Below are 13517 nucleotides of genomic sequence, written 5' to 3' on the forward strand. Positions count from 1 at the left end.
GTCAAAAGCTCCATCCCCCTCTCATTCTGAACGAACCGCTTCCGCCTTTTAATACTATTCTAACGCTGCTGCTCCACCAACGATTTCCGTAATTTCTTGCGTAATCGCTGCCTGACGCGCACGGTTGAATGAAAGTGTAAGTGAATCGATAACTTCCATTGCGTTGTCTGTAGCACTCTTCATTGCTGTCATACGCGCTGCGTGTTCACTTGCTTTACCGTCTAGTAATGCACCGTACACTAAGCTTTCTGCGTATTGTGGCAATAGTACTTTTAAAATTTCTTCTTCAGAAGGTTCGAATTCATAAGCTGTCGTCGGTTTGTCAGACGCCACATCAGTAAGCGGTAAAATTTTATTTTCCGTTACCTCTTGTGAAATTTTACTTACGTAATGGTTGTAGTAAATGTACAGCTCATCATAAGCACCATCTGCGAACATCGCAATTGCTCGAGAAGCAAGGTCTTTAATATCAGTAAATGATGGATGGTCAGATAATCCAACTACTTCATCAATAATGTTAAAGCCGCGACGTTTTAAATAATCACGTCCTAGTCGTCCAAGCACAATAATAGAATATTGGTTTGAATCCATATTATGACGTTCACGAATTACGTTACTTACTGTACGTAATACGTTACTGTTATAACCACCTGCTAGTCCGCGATCAGATGTAATAACGATGTATCCTGTACGCTTTACAGGACGCGCATTTAGCATTGGATGATTAATCCCTTTGCTTCCTTGCGCAATGCTCGCTACTACTTCTTGAATCTTTTCCATATACGGAACGAAAGATTTAGCATTTTGCTCTGCACGGTTTAACTTAGATGCAGATACCATCTCCATCGCTTTCGTAATTTGACTCGTTTTCTTTGTCGAGTTAATCTTCGCTTTTATATCGCGTAAAGATGCCACAGGTTTTCACCACCTTTTTTCCGGAAGTTGGCACGATTAGTAAGAATCCTCTTCCTAATCTACGTTGCAAGATATTCTTGCTCATGATTGAAGGAAAAGAATAGGTGCACCTACTCTTTTCCTTTACATAACCGTCAGCAATCTCAGAGCCCGAGATGCCTTTTATATATACTATCTAGCTCCAGCGGCTTGAATGCTCGGTGGCTTCACTTCTTCCTACGAGGCAAACACCGCCTCTTCGTCAGAAGCTCCATTCCCCTCACATTCAGAACGAGCCGCTTCCGCTTTTATTATTCAGAAGCTACAAATACTTTTTTAAATCCATTGATTGCTGCTGCAAATTTGTCGTCATCCGCAAGTTTCTTAGTTGTGCGGATTTCTTCTAATAAGTCAGTCGCATTAGAATCTAACCAAGCATGGAATTCTTCTTCGAAACGAGTGATATCTACTACTGGGATATCATCTAGGAATCCACGTGTTAAAGCGTAAAGAATGATAACTTGTTTCTCTACACGTAATGGTTTGTGTAATCCTTGTTTTAATACCTCAACAGTACGAGCACCACGGTTTAATTTCGCTTGAGTTGCTTTATCAAGGTCAGAACCGAACTGAGCGAACGCTTCTAACTCACGGTAAGATGCAAGGTCAAGACGAAGTGTACCTGATACTTTACTCATTGCTTTAATCTGAGCAGATCCACCTACACGAGATACAGAAGTACCCGCATCGATCGCTGGACGTACGCCAGAGAAGAATAGGTCAGATTGTAAGAAGATTTGTCCATCCGTAATAGAAATTACGTTTGTTGGGATGTATGCTGATACGTCCCCTGCTTGTGTTTCGATGAAAGGTAGTGCAGTTAAAGAACCGCCGCCTTTTGCATCACTTAATTTTGCTGCACGCTCTAATAAGCGAGAATGTAAGTAGAATACATCCCCTGGGTAAGCTTCACGACCTGGAGGACGACGTAATAGTAATGACAGCTCACGGTAAGCCGCTGCTTGTTTTGATAAGTCATCATATACTACTAATACGTGTTTACCATTGTACATGAACTCTTCACCCATTGTTACACCAGCGTAAGGAGCTAGGTATAATAATGGAGCTGGTTGAGAAGCAGATGCAGTTACAACGATTGTGTACTCTAATGCACCGTGCTTACGTAGTGTTTCTACTACGTTACGTACAGTTGATTCTTTTTGTCCAATTGCTACATAGATACAAATCATATCTTCATCTTTTTGGTTAATGATTGTATCAAGTGCAACTGCTGTTTTACCAGTTTGACGGTCACCGATGATTAACTCACGTTGACCACGGCCAATTGGTACAAGAGCGTCGATCGCTTTAATACCTGTTTGAAGTGGTTCATGAACAGATTTACGATCCATTACACCTGGCGCTGGACTTTCGATTGGACGAGTGTTTGTTGTATTGATTGGGCCTAAACCATCAACTGGTTGACCTAATGGGTTTACAACACGACCAATTAGTTCTTTTCCTACTGGTACTTGCATGATGCGACCAGTACGACGAACTTCGTCACCTTCACGGATTTCTGTGTAAGGTCCTAAAATGATAATACCTACGTTGTTTTCCTCTAAATTTTGTGCTAGCCCCATAACGCCGTTAGAGAACTCTACAAGTTCACCAGCCATAACGTTATCAAGACCATGAGCACGTGCGATACCGTCACCAACTTGGATAACTGTACCAACATCACTAACTTCGATTTCAGACTGATAGTTCTCGATTTGTTGCTTTATCAGTGCGCTAATTTCTTCAGCTCTGATGCTCATGTGCTTCACCCCTATCTATTCTTCATTAATTCACGCTGAATACGTGCTAATTTTCCTTGTAAACTTCCATCATAAATGCGATTTCCAATACGTACTTTAATGCCGCCTAGTAAATCTTCATCTACAACATTTTTCACGCGAATTGCATCTTTTCCTGTTCTCTTCGCAAATGCTTCTGCAATGTTAAGCTTCTCTTCTTCTGATAGAAGACGAGTAGAATATACAGTTGCGTCCGCTACGTTACGTTCTTCATTAGCAAGAACAACATATTCATCTGCAATTTCAGGTAAGATATCAATGCGTTTGTTATCAATTAAAATATATAACGTATTTAAAATAGATTCAGAAACAGATCCGAATACGTTTGCAAGAAACGTTTTCTTTTGTTCCTTTGAAATGTTCGGTTGCGTTAAAAAGCTATGTAGTTCTCCGTTCTTTACATAAACGTTTTGTACAAGGCGTAATTCCTCTTCAAACATTTCTAATACGTGTTTTTCTTTAGCAATTTTAAAAAGAGCGACAGCATAACGTTTTGCTACAATCCCATTGCTCATCGCGCTTCTCCTACTTCTTTAATATAATCGCGAATTAACTTCACTTGATCTTCTTCTTTTAATTCTTTTTCAATTACTTTAGAAGCAATTTGAACAGATAAAGAAGCAACTTGTTCTTGTAAAGCAGCAATTGCTTGCTCTTTTTCGCGTTGAATTTCTTGTACAGCAGATGCTTTAATTGATTCTGCTTCTTCTTTCGCAGCAGCAACAATAACATCTTTTTGATCTACAGCTTGCTTTTTCGCTCTTTCGATTAACTCTTGTGCTTCAACACGTGATTGTTTTAACATTTCACGTTGTTCTTCTACTAACTTCTTCGCCTCAGCATTACTTCTTTCTGCAGCGTCGATTTCATTAGTAACATGCTCTTCACGTTCTTTCATAATTCCCATTAAAGGACCCCACGCAAATTTGCGTAGCATTACTAATAGAAGTAAGAAAATGAACAATGTATAAGCAATCGTTCCAAATGGAATGGCAGCACCTAATAATAAAGTTGGCACAAGGATTCACTCCCTTCAAAATATCTAAATTGATCATATGAAAAAAAAAGACATACGTTTCATTCATAAAGCAATGGCGAAGAAAGTTCGGAAAAACACTCTTCGCCATCTATGTAAGGGGAGTCTCCCTTATTTGTTCATTACGATGAAAGCAATAACTACACCGATGATTGGAAGTGCCTCAACTAAAGCAACCCCGATGAACATAATTGTTTGAAGTGCGCCTTTTAGTTCTGGTTGACGAGCAACACCTTCGATTGTACGTGATACGATAAGACCGTTACCAATACCTGCACCTAATGCTGATAAACCAATTGCAATTGCAGCTGCGATTACACCTAAACTCATTTAATTTGTCCTCCTTTGTATTATAAAAAAATAAATTTTTTCTTACTTAAATTATATTAATGGTCATGGCTTACTTTATGAGCCATATAAACCATCGTTAACATTACGAAAATAAATGCCTGGATTGAACCAACGAATACACTGAATCCCATCCACGCTAACATAGGTACAAGTGCACCTAATGCGCCAAGGAATGATGCTCCGCCCAACTTAGCAAGTAATCCTAATAATATCTCACCTGCATAAATGTTACCAAATAAACGAAGACCTAACGTTAATGTGTTAGCAAACTCCTCAATAACCTTTAATGGGAATAAGAATTTCATAGGTTGGAAATAACCTTTTACGTACTCTTTCGTACCCTTCATCTTAATTCCATAATAATGGGTGAGGGTAACTACCATCACGGCTAATGTTAATGTAACTGCTGGATCAGACGTTGGTGATCTCCACCATGCAATATGTTCGCCAGCTTCAGTTGCTGAATACATGAATGGTAAACCAAGGAAGTTCGATACGATGATAAACATGATAAGCGTAACGCCAAGCGTTAAGAAACGTCCACCGGTTTTCCAGTCCATCGTACTATTGATAATCCCTTTCACGAAGTCAAACACCCATTCCATGAAGTTTTGCATCCCGGTTGGGCGAAGAGCTAAGCTGCGAGTTCCGATAACAGCGATTAAGAAAACAATAACTGCTGCTACAGTAACCATCATAACTGATGACAAATCGAACGTTAAACCTAGAAATTCAACTAATTTACCGTGTTCCACTAGTAATTCACCTCTCTTCCCTGCTCTTATACTCTAAATAAAGAAAATCTATGATCATGACAAGGTATCCTGTCAGCAATCCTACACCTAGGCCCCACATCGCGATTAACTCTTGATATTTGGCTGCAAATAAAATTAATAACCCAATCGTGGCGAATCTTGAATATGTACTTACCGCTGTTGCCTTGAACTTCACGTTTTCTCCATTTGTTACGCGATCTAGCAGCTTGTCTGTTCTACGTGCAATGATGCGCAAACTAAGAAAACTGAAAATCGTCCCGATAATCAGTCCAAGAAATACATCCTTGTAAGAGGTAAATCCCCATCCTAGCACTAGAAGCGCAAGCAAGTAGTACATATATTTCTTTTGTCTTTGGACAAGTCCATGTACGTCTATCATCATTGCTCTCCCGAATAGTAATGTCGAATGAGTCGAATCATTGCGTATACCCCTGTTCCTAGTCCGAGTAATAACCCTATAATAAGAAACAACGGAAACGTTCCAACCTTATTATCAATCCACTGCCCACCAAAGATTCCAACAAGAATAGAACCGACTAATTGAGCAAGAATACCTGACATTAAAGCATAAGCTTTTATATGGCTGCGATCGTTTTTTTGCAAGGATTCATCCCTCCAATATGTAACCCTCATTCACGATGTGTTAATAATAACTCATTTTTTTGCATAAATCCTATACAAAACAAAAAGTTTACATTTTCGTCACGGAATAGATGTAATTTTGTCACTGAAAGCCCTACCATCTATCCCCGTTGTTAGCATACAATAGGGTATTAACAGTGTCAACGAGAAATCGTAAAAAATCTAAAAATTTGAGTATTAGGCATTTCCTCCCAAAAATGAAAACGTTCCCCTTCTAAATACTGGTTACATATATGCAATTTCTAACAGTTTTCTCTTTATAATAGAAGGAAATGTTCACAAGTTTGTCACTATTATATTTTCGAGATATAACGCTTTTCTTCCATAATATAGTGTTCCTCAGACGTAAGACTTCTATATTATATGTGAGGTGTATGCAACTTATGTTGTATATACGATGTATATTTATCCTCTCCCCCTCCCCTACTTGCTTACAACAAAAAAGACGAGCTGGGGAATCTCCCCTGCTCGTCAGTTGTCTTACTTCGTTCCGAATAAACGGTCACCAGCATCACCAAGACCTGGTACTACATATCCGTGGTCATTTAATTTCTCATCTAATGCTGCTACATAAATATCAACATCAGGATGTTCTTCTTGTACTACTTTTACCCCTTCTGGAGCTGCAACGATACACATTAATTTAATTTGTTTCGCACCGCGCTTTTTCAGAGAGTTAATTGCTTCAGCCGCAGAACCACCTGTTGCTAGCATCGGATCTAGTACGATAAAGTCACGCTCTTCTACATCCGTTGGAAGTTTCACATAGTATTCTACCGGTTGCAATGTTTTAGGGTCACGGTATAAACCAACGTGTCCTACTTTTGCTGCTGGAATTAATTTCAGAATTCCATCAACCATTCCTAAACCTGCACGTAAAATCGGAATTAAACCAAGTTTTTTACCAGCGATCACTTTTGTTGTCGCTTTGCTTACAGGTGTTTCAATTTCAATGTCCTTAAGTGGAAGGTCGCGAGTAATTTCGAAAGCCATTAAACTTGCTACTTCGTCCACTAATTCACGAAAATCTTTCGTACCTGTATTCTTATCGCGAATATATGTAATCTTATGTTGAATTAACGGGTGATCAAATACATACAGTTTTCCCATGTGAATCTCTCCTTTAGATGATATTCATGCGTTTGCACGCTTTTTTACACTATTTACGATTGTAAAGAAAACGCTACTAATATTCAAGGGCAAATTTGGCAAAATCATGATTTTACGATGAATCTATCTAGTATCTTTACCAATTATGGGAGCTGTATCCTTCATTATATCGCCAAAATTTATTCATCATTTGTATACATACTTTAAAAATAATATATGTCCACAAAAAAGACCGCCAAAACAATTAAGTCTCGGCAGTCTTCTTCAATCTATTATAGATTTGGATACATTGTGAATTTGCTAGTTAACGCTTCTACACGCTTACGTACTTCTTCTAATGCAACTTCATTTTCATGATTTTTTAATGTATAAGCAATAAGTGACGCAATTTCATCCATTTCTTCTAAACCGAAACCACGAGATGTTACAGCTGCTGTACCGATACGTACACCACTTGTTACAAATGGGCTTGCTGTTTCAAATGGAATTGTATTTTTGTTCACTGTAATACCAACTTCATCTAATACGTGCTCTGCTACTTTACCTGTGATTTCTAAGTTACGAACATCAATCAAGATTAAGTGATTGTCTGTTCCGCCAGAAACAAGTGTAAGTCCTTCTTTTTGAAGACCTTCAGCTAAGCGGTTCGCATTGTTAATGATATTTTGTGCATATGTTTTGAAATCATCTTGAAGTGCTTCACCAAATGCAACAGCTTTTGCAGCGATTACGTGCATAAGTGGACCACCTTGAATACCAGGGAAGATTGATTTATCAATTTGTTTTGCAAATTGCTCTTCACATAAAATCATACCACCACGCGGACCACGTAACGTTTTATGTGTTGTCGTTGTAACGAAATGTGCATGTGGTACTGGATTTGGGTGTAAACCAGCAGCTACTAAACCAGCGATATGTGCCATATCAACCATTAAATAAGCGCCCACTTCATCTGCAATCTCACGGAATCGCTTGAAATCGATAACACGAGGGTATGCACTTGCACCTGCAACGATTAATTTTGGTTTATGTTCTTTCGCTTTTGCTAATACATCATCGTAATTAATACGGTGAGAGTCAGCATCCACGCCATATTCTACGAAATTATATTGTACTCCACTGAAGTTAACAGGGCTTCCGTGTGTTAAGTGACCACCATGAGATAAGTTCATACCAAGTACTGTATCGCCTTGCTCTAAAATCGTAAAGTATACTGCCATGTTCGCTTGTGCACCAGAGTGTGGTTGAACATTTACGTGCTCTGCGCCGAAAATTTCTTTCACGCGATCACGTGCGATATCTTCTACTACGTCTACGTGTTCACAGCCACCATAGTAACGTTTTCCAGGATATCCTTCAGCATACTTATTCGTTAAAACAGAACCTTGTGCCTCCATTACTGCTTCACTTACGAAGTTTTCCGAAGCAATTAACTCAATCTTTGAACGCTGTCTTCCTAGTTCTGCCTCAATTGCAGCAAATACCTTTTCATCTTGACGTTTTAAATGATCCACCAAAATCCCCCTTTTCTGAACGAATTACATCGATTCCCAACAGTTTTTTCTTATTTATTCAGAAAAAACGAAAATTCAGGTTGTAATTCTTTCGAACCTTCATGTTTTCAACTACATTCTAACATGACTTTCTATATCATAAAAGAAAAAAAAGACCGAAAATCGGTCTTTTCTTTCTTCTATTATAAAGTCAGACAACATACCTTTTATCTTATGATAAACAGTTACTATATGACTTCCTAATTTCTCATATTTAACGGCAAGTGGTAGTCTCTTCCACTGCCGCATAGACAGCACGCGCTCCACCAATTAGTTTTCCACGTGTTTTGGCCATCGTTACATGCGCACTTCCAATTGCCTTCACACTTGTACGAACCGGAACAGCTACATGCTTTAAATGCATACCGATAAATGTATCACCAATATCCATTCCTGCATCAGCTTTAATAAACTCAACTACTACCGGATCTTTCAAATTGTGATACGCGTATGTCCCCAATGCACCACCTGCTGATCTAACAGGCGTAACTGTTACAATTTCAAATTGATATTTTATCGCTACTTCTCTCTCAACTACTAAAGCACGGTTTAAATGCTCACAACATTGAAACGCTAATTCAATACCTGTTTGCTCTTGAAATTGTTTTAACTCAGAGAAAATCGCCTCTGCTACTTCCATCGTTCCTGATGTTCCAATTCTTTCGCCTAGCACTTCGCTCGTGCTACAACCCACTACAAAAATTTGACCGCTTTGTAATGAAGCTTGTTCTTGGAAATCAGAAAGCGACATTTGTAGCTGTTCTCTTACCTTTACGATTTCTGTCATTACGCCTCTTCCTTTCACAGGTTGGTTCACCAAATTATATTTCACACTACTGATAGTTAGAATCTATTACTTTGTTTCGTATGTTTTAATTTTTCCTACGCGGTTTTCGTGACGACCACCTTCATAGTCAGTTGTTAACCAGATTTTCGCGATATCACGCGCTAGACCAGCACCAATTACACGCTCGCCCATCGCTAGCATGTTAGTGTCATTATGCTCTCTCGTTGCTTTCGCGCTGAAAGTATCATGAACTAACGCACAACGGATACCATTTACTTTGTTTGCTGCGATTGACATACCAATGCCTGTCCCACAAACTAAAATACCACGATCTACTTCACCATTCGCTACCATTTCAGCTGCTGGAAACGCAAAGTCAGGGTAATCAACAGAACCAGCTTCACATTCACAACCTAAATCAATATATTCAATATTTAACTCTTCTAATAAACTTACAAGTTCTTTGCGGATATTCATACCGCCGTGATCAGATGCTATTACTACTTTCATTTTTACCCCTCCAAATTTTCAATCAATTATCTTCATTTCACACTCGCTACCTCACATAGGAAGAAGTGATCTCCAATATCGTATTATACACGAAACATCAACCTACTGAATGTTTTTTCAGTAAAGTTTGTACAAGTTTTTCCATCTCATCTAACGTTTCTTTATAAATAGAAAGCGAGCCTCCAAATGGATCTGAAATGTCCTTGCCTATACCTTCAGTTAATCCATATAACGTATTTAATTTCTTTTCAACGCTCGGATAATGCCCAAGTACAATTTGCTTATGGTTTTCTGTCATCGTTACGACAATATCAGCCCAATCAAGCAAAGTTTCATTTACTTGCTGCGCCGCATGATCAATTAAAATTCCTTTTTCAGCTAAAGCTTCCTTCGCATGTACCGATGCATCGCTCCCAGGATAGGCGAAAACACCAGCAGATTGCACTTCAAACTTATCTCCTCCGTGATGACGAAGCAACGCCTCAGCCATTGGACTACGACATGTATTGCCAGTACAAACAAATAACACTCGTTTCATTCAAACCCACCCCTATATTCGATTTCTTACCATTCATCATAACTTACATTAGAATAGAACAAAAGAAATGTGAATATACAAAAGGCGCATTTCTCTTATATTTTTTCTAAGAAAAATGCGCCTTATCCACATATATGTGAAACCCTATTTCCAAGTGCCTAGAGTATTTTAACATACATGCTGAACATGCAACAAAAATAAGGAATCCATTTCATACGAAACGGATTCCTCTTATATTGCACTTATTTCATTGTAACTTTCATTACTTCTGTTGAACCTTTTGTAGCTGCTACGCCTACAGTTGTCTTAATAGACTCAGCTGCATCTGTGTTTGTAATAACAATTGGAGTAATTGTGCTTTTCGCTTTTTCACGGATTAATTCTAAGTCGAATGAGATTAATTTATCTCCAGCTTTTACAGCTTGGCCTTCAGAAACGTGAGCTTCGAATCCTTCGCCTTCCATTTTTACAGTTTCTAATCCAACGTGGATTAAAATTTCTGTACCGTTTTTCGCTTTAATTCCAATAGCATGTTTTGTGTGGAATAATTGTACGATTTCACCATCAACTGGAGATACAACTACACCTTCAGTAGGATCGATTGCAACACCGTCACCCATCATACGACCAGCAAATACTGGATCTGGTACTTCTTCAATATTTTTCACTGCTCCAGTTAATGGAGCTACGATTGTTTCTTCATTTGTTTTTGAACCAAGACCGAATAATTTTTTAAACATAGGATAGTCCTCCTTATAATTTACCTAAAAGTTTATAGGGCAATCCCTAGTAAAGCTCGGGATACATGTAAGACTTCATACTTCGAATATTATACTGTAAAAACGCTTTCGAAATAAATTACGTCATTACTAATAGACTCTTATTGTAGCGCTTCACAAAATTCCAGTCAATTCTGATTGTCTGAATAACAATTAGAAGTTAACTTCTATTTATATTTTCTCTTTTTTTGCCCAACTTGTCTAGAGGTCTTTACTACATTTTATTTTTTGTTGTTAATTTGTAAAATTTAATTCAAACTTTTTTCAAAATCCACTTGACTAAAGTAAGTAACTATTTTATTATTACTTACGTAAGGTAAGTTAATAACTTTTAGGAGGTTTTTAAAAATGATGGATTTCGGTCTACTTATTATTCGTCTTATTATAGGAATTACATTCATGGGTCATGGTGCTCAAAAATTATTTGGTTGGTTCGGCGGTTACGGTTTAAAAGGAACAGGTGGCTGGATGGAGTCAATCGGTTTACGTCCTGGTGTATTTATGGCATTTATGGCTGGCGCAACTGAATTACTAGGTGGTTTCTTATTTGCATCAGGTATTTTCATTGTAGTTGGTTCATTATTTATCGTTGGAACAATGTTAATGGCTATCTTCACTGTTCACGGAAAAAATGGTTACTGGGTAACACAAAACGGATATGAATATAACTTAATGTTAATCGCTGTCGCTGTTGGTGTAGCTTTAATCGGACCTGGGGCATACGTTTTACTTTAATTTTTATCTCAAATTTGAGATTCTTGAAAAAAGAACTTACTTCATTACAATTGAAGTAAGTTCTTTTTATGAAACAAAATATTATTTCCAGCAGGATTTTCTCATCGTTATCTTGTAAACAAACAATAAGTATTCATATTTAGAAAGGGGATTACAAGCATGTTATCCATTAATCCAAATGAACAAACTGAAAAAGATAATTACAAATTACTTACTGGAAGTATCATCCCTCGTCCTGTCGCATTCGTTACTTCTGTAACAAAAGAAGGCGTACTAAACGGAGCACCATATAGTTATTTCAATATTGTCGCTGCTAATCCACCACTTATCTCAGTATCTGTACAACGAAAAGCCGGAGAAAGAAAGGACACTTCCCGAAACGCAATTGAAAAAGGAGAATTTGTCGTACATATTTCTGACGAATCATATGTAGCAGCAATTAACGAAACAGCAGCTAACCTCCCGCCAAATGAAAGTGAAATTGAACTAGCAAAACTAACCCCAATCGAAAGTGAAGTCATCTCTGTTCCAGGTGTAAAAGAAGCAAATATTCGAATGGAATGCGTATTAGAACGTGCAATTCCACTTGGCGGAACGGAAGACTCACCAGCTTGTGATCTACTAATTGGACGCGTCGTTCGTTTCCACGTTGCCGAACATCTATATGAAAAAGGGCGCATTCACGCCGAAGGACTCAAACCAATAAGCCGCCTAGCAGGACACAACTATGCAAAATTAGGAGAACAATTTGAATTGGTTAGGCCAGTTTAAAAGTGGAAGTGGCCCGTTTAGCTCTGACCAGCTAAGGTTCTCTCGCACAAAAGGTGCTTTTTACCTTTCGTGCGGGAGGTTCTTAGATGCGAAGAGCTGGCCACTGGAACTGGATAATATCTAAAAGCGGAAGCGGCTCGTTCAGAATCGCAGGGCATTGGAGCTCTCGACCTTGAAGCGCTTTTTGCTTCATGCGAGAGAGCGAAATGACCGGAGATTCTAGCCGCTGAAGCTGGATAATATCTAAAAGTGGAAGTGGCCCATTTAGCTCTGACCAGCTAAGGTTCTCTCGCACAAAAGGTGCTTTTTACCTTTCGTGCGGGAGGTTCTTAGATGCGAAGAGCTGGCCACTGGAACTGGATAATATCTAAAAGCGGAAGCGGCTCGCTCAGAATGAGAGGGGGATGGAGCTTCTGACGTAGAGGCGCTTTTTGCCTCGCAGGAAGACGCGAAGCCACCGACCATTCTAGCCGCTGGAGCTGGATATCATCTAAAAGCGGAAGCGGCTCGCTCAGAATGAGAGGGGGATGGAGCTTCTGACGTAGAGGCGCTTTTTGCCTCGCAGGAAGACGCGAAGCCACCGACCATTCTAGCCGTTGGAACTGGATATATTTAAAAGCAAGGCGGCTAGATGCCTCCCATCACTCAAATATAAAATCCCCTGCTTTTTAGCAGGGGATTTTCTCATTGTAATTCTTCCTTCTTTTCCTCTAAAGTAGGCATTTTCTCTTTTTTCGGCTTCCCTAGCTTAATTACGAAGAAGTATAGGGAAAGCAATGTAATAAGAAAAACAATTAAAAACGGGTACGGAGAGTAAAAGGCACGCGCCGCCTCAGTCTTTCCCGCAACAAATTTCAATGACTCAATATCTAAAAACTCAGCAAACATTTGTACACCGAGCATACTAAACCAAAAAACAAAAAAACTAATAATAATACCAAAAACTTGCTTCAATCTCGTCATTCATCTCATCCTTTCTATATCTGTAATTTTTAGCGCAATAAATATAGTACAAACAAAATATTCACAGAAAGGAACTATCTCACCATTCACGAATTAACTTAATCCAACCTAACATCGAAATTTGCAAAATAATACCCCAAATTATAAGTTTTCTTAGCCATCGAGGATAGAAGGTTAAAAATTTAACATACCATTCCAATAGCTTGTTCATAA

General features: G+C 38.6%; 19 protein-coding genes. 2 read left to right on the forward strand and 17 right to left on the reverse strand.

Going from position 1 to position 13517, the window contains the following annotated elements; translation table 11 throughout:
- Window positions 1–54: 54 nt before the first annotated feature.
- From atpG to NST86_RS27275, 15 genes are all read right to left on the reverse strand, one after another.
- A complete protein-coding gene (gene atpG, locus NST86_RS27205; RefSeq protein WP_000157696.1) occupies window positions 55–915 on the reverse strand; it encodes a F0F1 ATP synthase subunit gamma in 861 nt (286 codons plus the stop codon).
- A gap of 290 nt (window positions 916–1205) precedes the next feature.
- The gene (atpA, locus tag NST86_RS27210) at window positions 1206–2714 is read right to left on the reverse strand and encodes a F0F1 ATP synthase subunit alpha (protein WP_000027518.1); all 1509 of its coding nucleotides are present in this window, start codon (window positions 2712–2714) and stop codon (window positions 1206–1208) included.
- Between the two features lie 11 nt (window positions 2715–2725).
- Window positions 2726–3268, reverse strand: a complete 543-nt coding sequence (gene atpH, locus NST86_RS27215; protein ID WP_000064683.1) for a F0F1 ATP synthase subunit delta — start codon at window positions 3266–3268, stop codon at window positions 2726–2728.
- On the reverse strand, window positions 3265–3771 hold the full coding sequence (gene atpF / locus NST86_RS27220) for a F0F1 ATP synthase subunit B (protein WP_001142618.1): 507 nt from the start codon (window positions 3769–3771) through the stop codon (window positions 3265–3267). Before atpF ends, atpH begins: the two co-directional genes overlap by 4 nt.
- A gap of 129 nt (window positions 3772–3900) precedes the next feature.
- Window positions 3901–4119 (reverse strand): F0F1 ATP synthase subunit C, encoded by a 219-nt coding sequence (gene atpE, locus NST86_RS27225; protein ID WP_000052064.1) that lies wholly within the window; start codon window positions 4117–4119, stop codon window positions 3901–3903.
- 56 nt (window positions 4120–4175) lie between these two features.
- Window positions 4176–4895: a F0F1 ATP synthase subunit A gene (gene atpB, locus NST86_RS27230; protein WP_000399870.1), complete on the reverse strand. Its 720-nt coding sequence runs from the start codon at window positions 4893–4895 to the stop codon at window positions 4176–4178.
- 7 nt (window positions 4896–4902) lie between these two features.
- Window positions 4903–5295, reverse strand: coding sequence for an ATP synthase subunit I (locus NST86_RS27235; RefSeq protein WP_000567600.1), 393 nt, complete (start codon window positions 5293–5295; stop codon window positions 4903–4905).
- Window positions 5295–5519 (reverse strand): AtpZ/AtpI family protein, encoded by a 225-nt coding sequence (locus NST86_RS27240; RefSeq protein ID WP_001171223.1) that lies wholly within the window; start codon window positions 5517–5519, stop codon window positions 5295–5297. Before NST86_RS27240 ends, NST86_RS27235 begins: the two co-directional genes overlap by 1 nt.
- 26 nt (window positions 5520–5545) lie before the next feature.
- Entirely contained in the window at window positions 5546–5659 is a 114-nt protein-coding gene (locus NST86_RS27245) for a DUF4024 domain-containing protein (RefSeq protein WP_000232962.1), read from the reverse strand.
- A gap of 379 nt (window positions 5660–6038) precedes the next feature.
- On the reverse strand, window positions 6039–6668 hold the full coding sequence (upp, locus tag NST86_RS27250) for a uracil phosphoribosyltransferase (RefSeq protein ID WP_000517539.1): 630 nt from the start codon (window positions 6666–6668) through the stop codon (window positions 6039–6041).
- Between the two features lie 272 nt (window positions 6669–6940).
- On the reverse strand, window positions 6941–8182 hold the full coding sequence (gene glyA, locus NST86_RS27255; protein WP_000349809.1) for a serine hydroxymethyltransferase: 1242 nt from the start codon (window positions 8180–8182) through the stop codon (window positions 6941–6943).
- Between the two features lie 253 nt (window positions 8183–8435).
- Window positions 8436–9008: a TIGR01440 family protein gene (locus tag NST86_RS27260; RefSeq protein WP_000136376.1), complete on the reverse strand. Its 573-nt coding sequence runs from the start codon at window positions 9006–9008 to the stop codon at window positions 8436–8438.
- A 66-nt stretch (window positions 9009–9074) separates the two neighbouring features.
- Window positions 9075–9518: a ribose 5-phosphate isomerase B gene (rpiB, locus tag NST86_RS27265; protein ID WP_000869542.1), complete on the reverse strand. Its 444-nt coding sequence runs from the start codon at window positions 9516–9518 to the stop codon at window positions 9075–9077.
- A gap of 97 nt (window positions 9519–9615) precedes the next feature.
- Window positions 9616–10056, reverse strand: a complete 441-nt coding sequence (locus NST86_RS27270) for a low molecular weight protein arginine phosphatase (protein ID WP_000832369.1) — start codon at window positions 10054–10056, stop codon at window positions 9616–9618.
- A gap of 242 nt (window positions 10057–10298) precedes the next feature.
- The gene (locus NST86_RS27275; RefSeq protein WP_000473665.1) at window positions 10299–10796 is read right to left on the reverse strand and encodes a PTS sugar transporter subunit IIA; all 498 of its coding nucleotides are present in this window, start codon (window positions 10794–10796) and stop codon (window positions 10299–10301) included.
- Between the two features lie 387 nt (window positions 10797–11183).
- Between NST86_RS27275 and NST86_RS27280 the strand changes: the two genes are divergently transcribed.
- Together NST86_RS27280 and NST86_RS27285 are read left to right on the forward strand one after the other, a co-directional pair.
- Window positions 11184–11570, forward strand: coding sequence for a DoxX family protein (locus tag NST86_RS27280; protein WP_000968616.1), 387 nt, complete (start codon window positions 11184–11186; stop codon window positions 11568–11570).
- Window positions 11571–11729: 159 nt separating this feature from the next.
- A complete protein-coding gene (locus tag NST86_RS27285; protein ID WP_000949055.1) occupies window positions 11730–12341 on the forward strand; it encodes a flavin reductase family protein in 612 nt (203 codons plus the stop codon).
- A 684-nt stretch (window positions 12342–13025) separates the two neighbouring features.
- On the opposite strand, the gene NST86_RS27290 is transcribed toward NST86_RS27285, so the two are convergent.
- Both NST86_RS27290 and NST86_RS27295 read right to left on the reverse strand, forming a co-directional pair.
- Window positions 13026–13304, reverse strand: a complete 279-nt coding sequence (locus tag NST86_RS27290; RefSeq protein WP_000197472.1) for a DUF3935 domain-containing protein — start codon at window positions 13302–13304, stop codon at window positions 13026–13028.
- Window positions 13305–13383: 79 nt separating this feature from the next.
- On the reverse strand, window positions 13384–13515 hold the full coding sequence (locus NST86_RS27295) for a hypothetical protein (RefSeq protein ID WP_256461002.1): 132 nt from the start codon (window positions 13513–13515) through the stop codon (window positions 13384–13386).
- Between the last annotated feature and the right edge of the window lie 2 nt (window positions 13516–13517).

Origin of the sequence: Bacillus sp. FSL L8-0199, from assembly GCF_038005705.1 — a bacterium.
GTDB classification, from domain to species: domain Bacteria; phylum Bacillota; class Bacilli; order Bacillales; family Bacillaceae_G; genus Bacillus_A; species Bacillus_A cereus.

Excerpts from the sequence above, each read along its gene's own strand:
- upp (WP_000517539.1), bottom strand. The coding sequence starts at position 6,668 with ATGGGAAAACTGTATGTATTTGATCACCCGTTAATTCAACATAAGATT.
- NST86_RS27260 (WP_000136376.1), bottom strand. The coding sequence starts at position 9,008 with ATGACAGAAATCGTAAAGGTAAGAGAACAGCTACAAATGTCGCTTTCT.
- NST86_RS27235 (WP_000567600.1), bottom strand. The coding sequence starts at position 5,295 with ATGATAGACGTACATGGACTTGTCCAAAGACAAAAGAAATATATGTAC.
- atpH (WP_000064683.1), bottom strand. The coding sequence starts at position 3,268 with ATGAGCAATGGGATTGTAGCAAAACGTTATGCTGTCGCTCTTTTTAAA.
- atpE (WP_000052064.1), bottom strand. The coding sequence starts at position 4,119 with ATGAGTTTAGGTGTAATCGCAGCTGCAATTGCAATTGGTTTATCAGCA.
- atpA (WP_000027518.1), bottom strand. The coding sequence starts at position 2,714 with ATGAGCATCAGAGCTGAAGAAATTAGCGCACTGATAAAGCAACAAATC.
- NST86_RS27295 (WP_256461002.1), bottom strand. The coding sequence starts at position 13,515 with ATGAACAAGCTATTGGAATGGTATGTTAAATTTTTAACCTTCTATCCT.
- NST86_RS27280 (WP_000968616.1), top strand. The coding sequence starts at position 11,184 with ATGATGGATTTCGGTCTACTTATTATTCGTCTTATTATAGGAATTACA.
- NST86_RS27270 (WP_000832369.1), bottom strand. The coding sequence starts at position 10,056 with ATGAAACGAGTGTTATTTGTTTGTACTGGCAATACATGTCGTAGTCCA.
- rpiB (WP_000869542.1), bottom strand. The coding sequence starts at position 9,518 with ATGAAAGTAGTAATAGCATCTGATCACGGCGGTATGAATATCCGCAAA.
- NST86_RS27245 (WP_000232962.1), bottom strand. The coding sequence starts at position 5,659 with ATGGTAGGGCTTTCAGTGACAAAATTACATCTATTCCGTGACGAAAAT.
- NST86_RS27290 (WP_000197472.1), bottom strand. The coding sequence starts at position 13,304 with ATGACGAGATTGAAGCAAGTTTTTGGTATTATTATTAGTTTTTTTGTT.
- NST86_RS27285 (WP_000949055.1), top strand. The coding sequence starts at position 11,730 with ATGTTATCCATTAATCCAAATGAACAAACTGAAAAAGATAATTACAAA.
- NST86_RS27275 (WP_000473665.1), bottom strand. The coding sequence starts at position 10,796 with ATGTTTAAAAAATTATTCGGTCTTGGTTCAAAAACAAATGAAGAAACA.